Here is a 13,597-nt window from a genome sequence, read left to right on the forward strand (position 1 = left end):
CCATGCATCGTCACCAACCCCCTGTCTCCCTCCTCTCCCTGGCGATGTCCGCGGAACAGTTGCGGCATTTCGTGATCAAAGGAGTGGCACGTGTTCCATTCCATCCGAGATCTCAGACGAGCCCTCGTCTGGGCGGTCAGTACCGTGATGCTGGCCGCCGTAGGCGTCTTCACTCTGGCGGCAGCACCCGCCTCGGCCGCGTCCACCGCCACCGGCGGCAGCGGCGCGAGCCTGCCCTTCGTCGAGGTGCAGGCGGAGAACTCCGACACCAACGGCACGAACATCGGCCCGAGTTACACCGCGGGCCAGCTCGCCGACGAGGCGTCCTACCGCAAGGCGACGACGCTCCAGGGCACCGGCAAGTACGTCACGTTCACCACGCCGGTGGCGACCAACTCGATCAACTTCCGCTACAGCATCCCCGACACCTCGAACGGCTCGGTCTACACCGCCGCGCTGTCGCTGTACGTCAACGGCGTCAAGCAGCCCGACTTCACGCTGACCAACGCCTACAACTGGTACTACGGCAGCTACCCCTTCACCAACACGCCGGGCAGCAACCCGCACCACTTCTACGACGAGGCCCACCGCCTGTTCTCCACCAGGTATCCGGCGGGCACGACCTTCAAGTTCCAGGTCGACGCGGGCGACACCGCCTCCTCGTACACGATCGACTTCGCCGACTTCGAGCAGGTCGGCGCCGCCCTGACCGCCCCCTCCGGCTCGGTGTCGGTGACCAGCAAGGGCGCCGACGCGACCGGCGTGGCCGACGCGACCAGCGCCTTCAACGCCGCGATCAGCTCGGCGGGCCCCGGCGGCACCGTGTGGATCCCGCCGGGCACCTTCAACATCCCCGGCCACATCAGCGTCAACAACGTCACGATCGCCGGCGCCGGCATGTGGTACTCCACCGTCACCGGCACGGCCCCCGGCTTCTACGGCAACTCGGCGCCCAACGCGAGCACCGGTGTCCGCCTCCAGAACTTCGCGATCTTCGGCAATGTGCAGGAACGCGACGACAGCGCACAGGTCAACGGCATCGGCGGCGCGATGAGCAACTCCACCGTCTCCAACCTGTGGATCGACCACATGAAGGTCGGCGCCTGGATGGACGGACCGATGGACGGGCTGACGTTCACCGGCATGCGCATCCGGGACACCACCGCCGACGGCATCAACTTCCACGGCGGTGTCACCAACTCGAAGGTGACCAACAGCGACATCCGCAACACCGGCGACGACGGCATCGCCACCTGGGCCGACTCCGCCATCGGCGCCGACGCCAACGACACGATCTCCAACAACACCGTGTCCCTGCAGATCCTCGCCAACGCCATCGCGATCTACGGCGGCCACGACAACACCGTCAGCGGCAACCGTGTGGTCGACACCGGCATCGCCCAGGGCGGCGGCATCCACGTGGGTCAGCGCTTCACCTCGACGCCGGTCGGCACCACCACGATCTCCGACAACACCATGGTCCGGGCCGGCAGCCTCGACCCCAACTGGCAGTTCGGCGTGGGCGCGTTGTGGTTCGACGGCAGCCAGGGCGCGATCACCGGCCCCATCAACGTGACCAACGCCCTGATCCAGCAGAGCCCCTACGAAGCGGTCCAGTGGGTCGAGGGCACCATCAGCGGGGTCAACCTCAACAACGTGACCATCGCCGGCACCGGCACCTTTGCCCTCCAGGAACAGACCGGCGGCGCCGCCAAGTTCACCAACGTCACGGCCACCGGCGTCGGTTACTCGAACCCGGTGTACAGCTGCTCGGGCGGCAGCTTCGTCGTCACCGACGGCGGCGGCAACTCCGGTATCAGCGGCACGCCCTACTGCGGCACCTGGCCGGCCCCGGTGTATCCGCCCTATCCGCCCGAAGGCGTGACGGCCACCCCCGGCGCGCTCAACTTCGGTTCGGTGGCGACCGGTTCGACGAGCGACGCGCAGACCGTGACGGTCTCCAACCCGACCAACAGCGCCGCGTCCGTCTCCTCCATCTCCACCAGCGGCGACTACTCCCAGACCAACACCTGCGGCTCCTCGATCGCGGCGAACGGCACCTGCACGGTCAGTGTGAAGTTCGCGCCGACCGCGACGGGCAGCCGTAGCGGATCGCTGACCGTCAACGCGGGCGGGGTCACCAACACGGTCACCCTCTCCGGTACCGGCACCGCGCCGGGGCCGGTGCTCAACACCGACCCGGCGAGTCTCTCCTTCGACGGTACGGTGGTCGGCTCCTCGGCCACCGCGCAGACGGTGAAGGTGACGAACTCGGGCACCGCGTCCGCAGCCGTCTCCGCCGTCGCCACGACCGGTGACTTCAGCCAGACCAACAACTGCTCCACCCTCGCGGTCGGCGCCTCCTGCACGGTGACCGTCGGCTTCAAGCCCACCACGGGCGGAGCGCGCACGGGCAACCTGACCGTCACCAGCAACGCCAACAACAGCCCGACTGTCGTATCCCTGACCGGAACCGGCATCGACAGCACCACCAACATCGCCGCCGGACGGCCGGCCTCGGCGAGTTCGAGCAACAGCCCCTACGTCGCCTCGAACCTGACCGACCCGGACGCGTCGACGTACTGGGAGGGCACGAACGGCTCGTTCCCGCAGTGGGCGCAGGTCGACCTCGGCCAGAACTACGGCGTCGGCAAGGTCGTCCTCAAACTCCCGCCGGCCACGGCCTGGTCGGCCCGCACCGAGACCCTGTCGGTTCAGGGATCCACGGACGGCTCCAGCTTCTCCACCATCAAGGCCTCGGCCGGGTACACCTTCGACCCGAACGCCAACGGCAACACGGCGACCATCACCTTCACCGCAGCCACCGCGCGCTACGTGCGGGTCGACATCAGCGCCAACACGGGCTGGAACGCTGCCCAGTTGTCGGACTTCGAGGTGTTCCCGAGCAGCGGGGGCTCCTCCCCGGCCACCCTGTCCGCCAGCCCGACGTCATTGACGTATCCCACCCAGGCGCTCAACACCGCGAGCAGCGCTCAGTCGGTCACGGTGACCAACACCGGGACCGCCGCCGCGACCGTCTCCGGCGTCACCACCAAGGGCGACTTCGCGCAGAGCAACACCTGCGGGACGTCGATCGCGGCGGGCGCCTCCTGCACCGTGGCCGTCACCTTCACACCCACCGCGTCCGGCACCCGCACCGGCGAACTCGACATCGCCAGCAACGCGTCGAACGGCACGACCACGGTCGCGCTGACCGGTACCGGCGCCGGCACGGTGAGCCGGAACCTGGCGGCGGGCGCGGCCACCACCGAGTCCAGCCACACCGACGTCTACGCCTCGTCGAACGTGACGGACGGCAACCAGGGCACCTACTGGGAGAGTGCCAACAACGCCTTCCCGCAGTGGGTCCAGGTCGACCTAGGTTCCGCGCAGAGCGCGAGCCGCGTCGTCCTGCAACTCCCCGCGACCTGGGGTGCCCGCAACCAGACGCTGTCCCTGTCGGGCAGCACCGACGGTGCCGCCTTCACCACCCTCAAGGCGTCGGCCACCTACACCTTCGACCCCACCACCAACAACACGGTCACCCTCACGTTCGCCGCGACCAGCGAGCGATACCTCCGGGTGAACATCACGGCGAACAACGGCTGGCCGGCCGGTCAGATCTCCGAGTTCCAGGTCTGGAACACCTGACCTGACGCGACGGTGCCGCCGGGCGCGGGCGCACCCGCGCCCGGCGGTCCCCACCACCGAAAGGAGTCGAGATGGGTGTCACCCGCAGAGTCTTCCTGAGGGCCGCGATCGCGGCCACCGCGGTGGGAGCGACGGAGGTCGTTCTCCCCCCGACCGCGTCAGCCGCGAGCTCACCCGGCGACGTGGTCGGCAAGGTCACCGTCGGCTACCAGGGCTGGTTCGCCTGTATCGGCGACGGCGCGCCCATCAACGGCTGGTGGCACTGGAGCCAGGACTGGGGTCAGCCGCCGTCCCGGAACAACACCAACATCAAGTGCTGGCCGGATGTGCGCGAGTACACGAACACCTACCAGACCTCGTACGCCGCCCTGGGCAACGGCCAACCCGCCAAGCTGTTCTCGTCGTACGACCAGCAGACGGTCAACACCCACTTCCTGTGGCTGCAGCAGAACGGCATCGACACGGCAGCCCTCCAACGCTTCAACCCCACCGGCGGCGAGGGCCCCACGCGTGACGCCATGGCGACCAAGGTGCGCAGCGCCGCCGAGTCGTACGGTCGGAAGTTCTACATCATGTACGACGTCTCCAACTGGACGAACATGCAGTCCGAGATCAAGACGGACTGGACGAACAAGATGTCCGCGCACACGGCGAGTTCGGCCTACGCGGAGCAGAACGGCAAGCCGGTGGTGTGCATTTGGGGCTTCGGCTTCAACGACCCCAATCATCCCTTCACCCCCGACGCCTGCCTCGACGTCGTCAACTGGTTCAAGGGGCAGGGGTGTTACGTCATCGGAGGCGTCCCGCGCGAATGGCGGACCGGGACCGGGGGCTCGCAGTCCGGCTTCCTGGGTGTCTACCACGCCTTCAACATGATCTCGCCGTGGATGGTCGGCGCCATCGGCAATGTCACCGAGGCCGACAACGCCTACTCCACCTACACCGTCCCCGACCAGGCCGACTGCAACGCCAACGGCATTGACTACCAGCCCTGCGTCCTGCCCGGCGACGTCTCCGGACGGCAGCGCGCGCACGGCGACTTCATGTGGCGGCAGTTCTACAACGTGGTGCGGGCCGGGGTGCAGGGCATCTACATCTCCATGTTCGACGAGTACAACGAGGGCAACCAGATCGCCAAGACCGCCGAGACCCAGGCCTGGGTGCCCACGGACTCCGGGTTCCTCGCCCTCGACGAGGACGGCACGGCCTGCTCCTCCGACTACTACCTGCGGCTGACCGGCGACGGCGGTCGCATGCTCAAGGGCCAGCTCGCGCTGACCCCAACTCGCCCCACTCAGCCCGTACTTCCCAACGGCGGCGACAGCACACCGCCCGCCGCGCCGGGTGGCCTGACCGTCACCGGACACACCAGCAACTCGGTCTCGCTGAACTGGAACGTCTCGACCGACAACGTCGGTGTCACGGGCTACCGCATCCTCAGGGTGTCCGGCACGACCAGCACCCAGGTGGGCACCACCGACTCAACGTCCTTCACCGTCACCGGACTTGGCGCATCCACCGCCTACACCTTCGACGTCGTCGCCCTCGACGCGGCCGGCAACGTGTCCCAGCCCTCCAGCCAGGTCACCGTCACCACCGACGCCCCGTCCTCCACCACCAACCTCGCCCTCCACCGCCCCACTTCGGAGAGCAGCCACACCCAGGTCTACGCCTCGGCCAACGCGACCGACGGCGACACCGGCACCTACTGGGAGTCCGCCAACAACGCCTTCCCGCAGTGGATCCAGGTCGACCTGGGCGCCGCGACCGGCGTCCGACGGATCGTCCTCGACCTCCCGCCGGCGACGGCCTGGTCCACCCGTACCCAGACCATCTCCGTCCAGGGCGGCACGGACGCCGGCACCTCCCCCCAACTCCTCGCCGCGGCGGCCTACACCTTCGACCCGGCGACCGGCAACACCGCGACCCTCACCCTCCCGTCCACGGTCACCGTCCGCTACGTACGCCTCACCATCTCCGCCAACAACGGCTGGCCGGCCGCGCAGGTCTCGGAGTTCCAGGTCTTCGGCGCCTGAGGAGGGGACGGCTTCCCGGCGGTCAGCGGATGATCGACGTCAGGACGTCCACGCCCAGCCGCATCAGACAGTCCGTGTCCAGGCGGTGGTGGATCTGCCGGCCGTCCCGGCGGGAGGTCAGCAGACCCGCCTCCCACAGCCGGCCGAGGTGGCGGGAGACCTGGGGGAGGGTCATCCCCGTGCGCACGGCGAGGTCGGACGTGGTGATCGGCTCGTTCACCAGATGCCGGCACAGGGACAGGCGGGCGGGATCGGACAGGATCGACAGCCGGAGCCGTACCTGTGCCAGCGTGGCCCGCTCCGACTGCTGACCGGTGTTCTCGACGGGGAAGTGCACGACGATCGGATACGGCGGATCATCCTTGACGATCAGATGCGGCCGGGCGTGCGCGGACGGCACGAGCAGACAGCGGCGACCGCGCAACTCGGCTCTGAGCGACTGGAGTTTGGGGCGTGGCCGGCATGCGCTCCACCGACCGGCTGCTCACCGAGGCGGGGCATCGTCCACGCCGGTACCGGTGACACCCTCGCCGACGCCCGGGCCCCGCGTTTCCTCACCACTCCGGCGGACCGCGTCTCCCTGGTCTCGGCCGCCTCCCGCTTCGAGCCCATGTCCCGTGCCGCCGACCCGCTCGGCCGCGTCCCCGGCCGCCCCGGCGTCAACGCCCTGCGCACCACCCGGCAGGTACTCGTGCCCGCCCCCACGCCTGCGCGAACTCGCCCTGGTCCGCGACGCGTTGCCACCCGGATCGGTCCGTACCTCCGTCCTCGACGCCGACCGCAGAGACGGCACGGTCACCCTCTTCGGCACCCGCTACGCCGCGAAGCCCGGCCCCGAGCCGCACGCCGACGCCGTCGAATTCCGTTTCTCCGTCCACGAGTCGGACCGCCGCGAGGTGCTGCACGCCGTCCGGCAGGCCAAACAGACCTCCGACTTCACGATCGCCACCATGCACACCCACGAGCCCGGCAACCACAGCGAGGAACCCCCCGACTTCCTCCCGCTCATCGCCCGCGAGGCGATCGACAACGGCGCCGACGCGTTCCTCGGTCACGGCCTCCACCAGCTCCGCGGCATCGAGGTCTACCGGGGCCGCCCGGTCTTCTACTCCCTCGGCAACTTCTTCTTCATGGAGAACACCCAACAGCCGCTCACCCGGGGCGCGTACGAGAAGGACGCCCTTCAAGAGCACGAGACCGCAGCCGAGTTCCTCGAACGCAAACGCGTCCACGGCGTCTTCGACGAACAGATCTGGTACGAGTCGGTGGTCGCCGTCAGCCGCTTCGGCGCGAACGGCGCCCTGAACGCCCTGGATCTGCATCCGGTCGAACTGCACTGGGACGGCCCGCGCGACGCCGACCGGGGCATCCCGCGACTGGCCGGGCTCACCGCCGCGGAGCGGATCCTGTCGCGACTGCGGCGGCTGTCCGAGCCGTTCGGCACCGAGATCGCCATCAGGGACGGGGTCGGGCATCTCCACCTGTGATCCGTGGCAGAGCCGCCCGTCGGGTCAGCCGCCGCCGTCCAGGTCGGTGCGCTGCCGCAGCACCCGCAGCTCATGACCGTGGAACTCCATGTCGTACAGCTTGCCGCGCGCGTTCTCGAACGGCCGGTGGAGGATCATCGTCAACTGCCCCTCGAACGTGCGGAACAGCATGCCGTGACCGCTGTCCTCCCGTACCAGCGGCCGGTGTTGACGCCACGGCCCGGTGAGATCGCCCGATTCCGAGACGGCGTAGGTCTGGACGTAACCGCCGCTCAGGGTGCCGTCCGGGTCGGCACGGTTCTTCTCGTACGTCGACCACAGCATGAGCAGGGAACCGTCGGGAGTGCGGTACAGCTGCGGTCCGTCCGTGACGTAGGGCGGGAGTTGGTGCGGGACGCCGGCCGGGATCTCCTCGCCGATCCAGGACGCGTCCGAGGCCTTGAACAGGAAGACCGGGTCGCCGATCGTCCCGGTCAGGTCCTGGGCCAGCCGGATCGCCTCCATGGTGCCGTCGACGGTCTGCAGCCACTCGTGCGCGTACACCATCCACGGCTGTCCGGACGGGTCGACGTACAGCGTGCCGTCCAGGGTCATGAGGTGTCCGGGCGGGGTGGGGCGTAGGGGGTCGACCGCGGTGAAGGGCCCCAGCAGGGAATCGGACACGGCCGTGACCGTGCCGCGCCGGTGGTTCGCGAGGGCGAACGGCGTGCCCCATCTGCCAGTTGGCGGCACCGGGAGCGGGCTCTTCTCGTCGTGCAGCGTGGTGAACAGGTAGTACCTGCCGTTCCAGCGGTGCACCTCCGGCGCCCAACCGCCTTCGCCCGCCCAGAGGTCGGGCTGCTCCGCCGCCAGGAACACCACGTCCGGACGCGTCCAGTCGCGCAGGTCGGGACTGCGGTAGACCATCGTGCCGACGCCCTCCACACCTGACACGGACGCGTCGTTGGACGTGTAGAGGTGATAGGTACGGGTCCCCTCGTCGACGACGACGAACGGATCGTGCAACGGCATGTCGGGGAGCCGCATGGGCTCACTCACCTGGGTCGCCATGATCTCACCGTAGGGCCCACAACCCCCTCGCGCACCACCGCTGTTGAGGGAAAAACGCTTGGACCGCACGGGCGCCCGCGCGGGACACTGCCATTCCTGGCCAGCGCCGATGCCGGGCGCCGTACTACAACATGGGGTGGGGGATGGGAACGCCTGAAACGCGCGAGGCCGGGTCGCGCCGGGGCTCGGTGCTTCTCGCGCTGCGTTACTACGGCCGGGAGTTGACCCGGCTGCGCCGGTGGACCGCGCCCGCCACACTGCTGCCCGCCCTGGGCAACATCGGCATCAACTACGTCGCACCGCTGATCGTCGCGAAGCTCGTCGGCCGCATCGCCGGCGACACGGGCATCGGCGTCGGCTCGACCCTGCCGTACGTCCTCGGGTTCGCGGGTGTGCTGCTGTTCGCCGAGGTGCTGTGGCGGCTCGGACTGCACTGTCTGAACCGGCTGGACGCGCTCGGCATCGAGCACCTGTATGTGATCGGCATGGACGAACTGTTCGCCAAGGACGCCGCGTTCTTCCACGAGAACTTCGCCGGGTCGCTCACCAAGCGGGTGCTGAGCTTCGCCTCCCGCTTCGAGGAGTTCGTCGACACGATGACCTTCCAGGTCGTCGGCAGCCTGGTGCCGCTGCTGTTCGGCTCGGTCGTGCTGTGGCGCTACGAACCGCTGCTCGTCGTAGGGCTGTTGGTGATGATCGCGCTCACCGCCCTGGTCGTGGCACCCCTCATCCGGCGCCGCCAGGCACTCGTCGACCAGCGCGAGGAGGCCATCGCCCGGGTCTCCGGCCATGTCGCCGACAGCCTCATGAACATGGACACGGTCCGCGCGTTCGCCGCCGAGGAACGCGAGGCGGCCGAACACCGCTCCCGCGTCGCCCAGTCACGCCGGCTGACCCTGCGCTCCTGGGACTACGGCAACCTGCGCATCGACACCATCGTCGCGCCGCTCTCCGTACTCACCAACGCACTTGGCCTGCTGCTCGCGGTCGCGCTCGGCGGCGGCGAGCACGGTGTCGAGGCCGTCGTGGTCGCCTTCACGTACTACTCCAACGCGACCCGGATCATGTTCGAGTTCAACCAGATCTACCGGCGACTGGAAAGCTCGATGACCGAGGCCGCCCAGTTCACCGAACTGCTGCTGGCCTCGCCCACCGTGCTCGACCCGGACACGCCGGAACCGCTGCTCTCCCGCGCCGCCGACGTCCGCTTCGAGAACGTGACCTTCGCCCACGCGGGCGCCGACACCCTCTTCGACGGCCTCGACCTGGCCGTCCCCAGCGGGACGAAGATCGGACTTGTGGGCCGGTCCGGCGGCGGCAAGACCACGCTCAGCCGGCTGCTGCTGCGGATGACGGACATCGACTCCGGCCGCATCCTGATCGGCGGTCAGGACATCAGCCGACTGCGCCAGGCCGACCTCCGCGGCCTGATCGCCTACGTGCCGCAGGACCCGGCGATGTTCCACCGCACTCTGCGGGAGAACATCGCGTTCGCCCGGCCCGACGCCACCGAGGCCGAGGTCCGCCGGGCGGGCGAGGCGGCGCACGTCACCGAGTTCGCCGACGCGCTGCCGGACGGCTTCGACACCATGGTGGGGGAGCGCGGGATCAAGCTCTCCGGAGGACAGCGCCAGCGCGTGGCCCTGGCCCGGGCGATCCTGCGCGACGCGCCGATCCTGCTGCTCGACGAGGCCACCAGCGCCCTCGACTCCGAGAGCGAGGTCCTCGTCCAGGAGGCGCTGTGGCGGCTCATGGAAGGGCGGACCGCACTGGTCGTCGCACACCGGCTGAGCACGGTCGCCGGCATGGACCGGCTCGTCGTGCTCGACCGCGGCCGGATCGTCGAACAGGGCACGCACCATGAGCTGTTGGCGGCCGAGGGCGCCTACGCGAAGCTCTGGCAGCACCAGTCGGGTGGCTTCCTCGACGAGAGCCCGGAGCGCGCCGCCGACCTGCACTGACGTCCCGGACACCGGCCCGGTGTCCGGGACTTCCGGCACGCTCGGGGACAACCGGTTTCTAGCAAACGGTGTTCCAGGACTGTGTCGTCGAGGTCACCCAGTCTTTTCGAAAGTTCGCCCAAGGTCTTGACGCCGTTTCCAAGCCGGAAGAAGCTCTGCCCCAACGCGTGACAACCGGTTTCTATTGGAGGTGGTGCGGTCATGCACCCACGTGGTGGTGCTCCCCTGAGCCGCCGGCGATTTCTCGCCCTCTCGGCGACCGGTGCCGCGGCCGGCGCAGCGGCGCTGAACGGCTGCGCCCTCCAGGTGTCGACCGGGGTGGGCGGAGGGGACGAGACCATCACGGTGATGGCGAAGGCCGACGACCTGGGCCCCGACCTCGTCAAGCAGGCCAAGCAGGACACCGGCATCGCCATCAAGCGGGTCGACTACGACATCACCAAACTGATCGCGATGCTCACCAGCGGGAACCCGCCGGACCTGGTGCGCGGGGTCGGCGCCGTGGACGCCGCGTTCTACGCCGCGCGGGACGTGATGCAGGAACTGGACTCCTACTTCGCCACCAGCAGCGTCCTGCGGCCCGACGACCTCGATCCCGTCAACGACCTCTGGCGCTACGACGGCAAGGTGCAGGGCAGGGGCCCCCGTTACGGCATGGCCAAGGACTTCTCCCAGGACTCCATGTTCTGGTTCAACGCCGCGGCCTTCGACAAGAAGGGTGTCGACTACCCGTCGGAGGACACCCCCATCACCTTCGACGAGTGGCTGGACCATGCCCAACACCTCGTACAGCGTTCGAAGGGTCAGACAACGGTCTTCGGCGGCAGCTACAACGGCCTGGTCAAGCTCACGCTCATGGCGACCATGACCGCCTCCGCCGGCGGCAGCCTCTTCGCCGACGACTTCTCCAAGGTCGACTTCACCACCCCCGAGGCCCGTAAGGCGCTCGCCTGGTACCTGGACTACTGCAAGCTCAAGGTCGGCCCCAGCCCGGTCCTGCCGGACCCGAACGGCTGGGACGGCCCCACCTACCAGGCCGGCCGGATGGCCATGTCGAACAACGGCTACTGGATGGGCGGCATGGTCGGCACCGACAAGAAGCTCGCGGAGGTCTCCCGGCTCGCCCCCGCCCCCGTCTTCGCCGGCGGCCCCCGGATCAGCGCCTGCCAGGGCGGCACCGGCATGTGGATGCCCCGCAAGTCGAAGAACAAGGACGCCGCCTGGCGGGTCTTCGAGTGGTTCTTCGGTGAGGCACCGGCCAAGGCCCGCGCCGCCAGCGGCTGGGGCATCCCCACCCTGAAGTCCCTGCGACCTCTGATGCCCCATCAGGAGGACTTCCAGAAAAGGACGTTGAGCGCACAGCAGAACGAACTGAGGCACTTCTCGGTGGTCGCCCTCTCGCCGTACATCTCGGGCGACGCCTTCGAATCCCTCTTCAACCAGACGGCCACGCCCGCGATGAACGGCCAGATGTCCGTCGACCGCCTCGCCGGACGCCTCAACTCGGTCGTCAACGAACAGATCAAACGCGGGAAGGAGCAGGTGGGATGACGGTCGATCAGGCATCCTCGCCGGCCGTCGGACGGCCGCGCCCGATCGCGAAGGCCGGCCGCCCCCGGCCCGCCGCGCGTACCGGGCCATCCATGACCACGCGCAAGCACCGCGCGTTCTACATGTTCGCCTCACCGTGGATCATCGGCTTCTCGCTGCTGACCATCGCCCCCATGACGTACGCGCTGTGGCTGAGCTTCACCACGTACGACGGCATCTCCCCGCACTGGCACTACGTCGGCCTCGGCAACTACCGCGAGCTGATGGGCGATTCGGTCACCTGGGACGCCCTGGGCCGGGCCGGACTGTTCGCGCTGCTCTCCGTGCCGCTGTCGATCATCGCGGGACTGGCACTCGCCGTCCTCGTCAACCGCCCCATGAAGGGACGCGGCCTCTTCCGCACCCTGCTCTACCTGCCCGCCGTGGTACCGCCGGTGGGCGCGGGCATCGCCTTCAAGAACCTCTTCGACCAGAACTCCGGTGCCGCCAACGGCGCGTTGACCTTCTTCGGCTTCGACGCGATCGGCTGGCTGGCCGACCCCTACGCCCGCTACGTCCTCGTCATGACGGTGCTCTGGGCCGCGGGCAACATCATGATCATCTCGCTGGCGGGGCTCCAGGACGTCCCCCGCGAACTCCATGAGGCGGCCCGCATCGACGGCGCGAGCGCCTGGCGCACCTTCCGCAGCATCACCGTGCCGCTGCTGTCACCGGTCCTGCTCTTCCAGACCGTGACCGGGGTGATCGCCTCGGTGCAGACCATCATGCCGATGCTGCTCGCCCCCATCGCCGGTACGGGCGGCCTCACTTCGATCCCGCAGTCCAACTACACCTACATGATCCACGTGTTCTCGGAGTACTTCGCGCTCGGCCGCTACGGCTACGCCTCCGCGCTGCTGTGGGTGCTCTTCGTCCTGATCCTCGTCGCGACCGGACTCATCTTCAGGTTCACCTCCGGCGTGGTCTTCTACAACGTCGGCCCGGAGGCGCAGAAGTGACCGCCACCAGCGTGAACCCCAAGTCCCCTGCCCGTGCGCGGATACGCGTCAACCGGCTCGTCCTCTACACGGCGCTCGTCGTCATCACCGGCCTGTTCCTGGGCCCGTTCGGCTGGCTGGTCCTCACCGGCCTCAAGGCTCCCGCCGAACTGGCCGCCGCCCCCGTGCACTGGCTGCCGACCCGCTTCGAGTGGCACAACTTCGTCGACGCCTACAAGGTCATCGACTTCCTCGACTACGCCCGCAACTCCCTGATCATCGCGACCATTTACGCCACGCTCGTCACCCTCAGCTCCGCCTGGGTCGGCTTCGGCTTCGCCAGGCTCACCGCGCCCGGCAAGAAGGTCCTGTTCGGCATCCTCATCGGCTCGATGATGCTGCCCCAGATGATCACCCTGCTGCCGACCTACCTGATCTTCGCCAAGTTCGGCATGGTGGACACCTATTGGCCGTGGGTGCTGTGGGGCCTGTCCTCGGCGCCCTACCTGGTCTTCCTCTTCCGCCAGTTCTTCGCGGGCCTGCCCCGCGAGCTGGAGGAGGCGGCCGTCGTCGACGGCTGCGGCTACGGCGGCATCTTCTGGCGGATCTTCCTCCCGCAGTCCTGGCCGGTCCTCTCGGCGAGCTTCGTCATCGCCTTCACCTGGACCTGGGGCGACTACATAGCGCCCCAACTCCTCCTCTCCACCGACCACTCCACGCTCGCCGTCGCGGTGATGACCACCTACGTCTCGGCGGCCGGCACCCCCAGCACCAACCTCCAGGCCGCGGCCTCCGTGATGTACGTCGTCCCGATCCTGCTGATCTTCCTGGTCGCCCAGCGCGGGTTCGTCGCCGGGATGTCCACGAGCGGCCTCAAGTAAGGC

9 protein-coding genes and 1 pseudogene are annotated in these 13,597 nt (G+C 68.7%); 7 read left to right on the plus strand and 3 right to left on the minus strand.

Annotated elements, in window-relative coordinates:
* The first annotated feature begins 90 nt into the window (after positions 1 to 90).
* Positions 91 to 3,651 carry a choice-of-anchor D domain-containing protein gene (locus ACWDEW_RS41415; protein ID WP_450520387.1) on the plus strand — a complete coding sequence of 1,187 codons (3,561 nt, stop codon included), beginning with the start codon at positions 91 to 93 and terminating at the stop codon, positions 3,649 to 3,651.
* 71 nt (positions 3,652 to 3,722) lie between these two features.
* Positions 3,723 to 5,687, plus strand: a complete 1,965-nt coding sequence (locus ACWDEW_RS41420) for a galactose-binding domain-containing protein (protein ID WP_450520389.1) — start codon at positions 3,723 to 3,725, stop codon at positions 5,685 to 5,687.
* A gap of 22 nt (positions 5,688 to 5,709) precedes the next feature.
* On the opposite strand, the gene ACWDEW_RS41425 is transcribed toward ACWDEW_RS41420, so the two are convergent.
* Both ACWDEW_RS41425 and ACWDEW_RS41430 read right to left on the minus strand, forming a co-directional pair.
* Positions 5,710 to 6,024, minus strand: a complete 315-nt coding sequence (locus ACWDEW_RS41425; protein WP_450520478.1) for an ArsR/SmtB family transcription factor — start codon at positions 6,022 to 6,024, stop codon at positions 5,710 to 5,712.
* A pseudogene (locus tag ACWDEW_RS41430) lies at positions 6,016 to 6,123 on the minus strand (DUF5937 family protein); the annotation flags it as partial. The gene ACWDEW_RS41425 and the pseudogene ACWDEW_RS41430, both read right to left, overlap by 9 nt.
* Positions 6,124 to 6,304: 181 nt before the next feature.
* On the opposite strand from ACWDEW_RS41430, the gene ACWDEW_RS41435 reads away from it, so the two are divergent.
* Complete coding sequence (locus ACWDEW_RS41435; protein WP_450520391.1) at positions 6,305 to 7,174, plus strand: CapA family protein; 870 nt, start codon at positions 6,305 to 6,307, stop codon at positions 7,172 to 7,174.
* A gap of 24 nt (positions 7,175 to 7,198) precedes the next feature.
* Here the strand turns inward: ACWDEW_RS41435 and ACWDEW_RS41440 are convergent, their stop codons facing one another.
* On the minus strand, positions 7,199 to 8,224 hold the full coding sequence (locus ACWDEW_RS41440; RefSeq protein WP_450520393.1) for a glycoside hydrolase family 43 protein: 1,026 nt from the start codon (positions 8,222 to 8,224) through the stop codon (positions 7,199 to 7,201).
* Positions 8,225 to 8,367: 143 nt separating this feature from the next.
* Between ACWDEW_RS41440 and ACWDEW_RS41445 the strand changes: the two genes are divergently transcribed.
* The 4 genes from ACWDEW_RS41445 to ACWDEW_RS41460 all read left to right on the plus strand — a co-directional run bounded on the left by ACWDEW_RS41445 (position 8,368) and on the right by ACWDEW_RS41460 (position 13,594).
* Positions 8,368 to 10,185: an ABC transporter ATP-binding protein gene (locus ACWDEW_RS41445; protein WP_450520395.1), complete on the plus strand. Its 1,818-nt coding sequence runs from the start codon at positions 8,368 to 8,370 to the stop codon at positions 10,183 to 10,185.
* A gap of 201 nt (positions 10,186 to 10,386) precedes the next feature.
* Positions 10,387 to 11,736 (plus strand): extracellular solute-binding protein, encoded by a 1,350-nt coding sequence (locus tag ACWDEW_RS41450; protein ID WP_450520397.1) that lies wholly within the window; start codon positions 10,387 to 10,389, stop codon positions 11,734 to 11,736.
* Positions 11,733 to 12,734, plus strand: coding sequence for a carbohydrate ABC transporter permease (locus tag ACWDEW_RS41455; protein ID WP_450520399.1), 1,002 nt, complete (start codon positions 11,733 to 11,735; stop codon positions 12,732 to 12,734). The genes ACWDEW_RS41450 and ACWDEW_RS41455 overlap by 4 nt, the downstream gene beginning before the upstream one ends.
* Complete coding sequence (locus ACWDEW_RS41460) at positions 12,731 to 13,594, plus strand: carbohydrate ABC transporter permease (RefSeq protein ID WP_450520401.1); 864 nt, start codon at positions 12,731 to 12,733, stop codon at positions 13,592 to 13,594. The genes ACWDEW_RS41455 and ACWDEW_RS41460 overlap by 4 nt, the downstream gene beginning before the upstream one ends.
* Positions 13,595 to 13,597 lie beyond the last annotated feature (3 nt).

This window comes from Streptomyces sp. NPDC001100 (genome assembly GCF_053598575.1).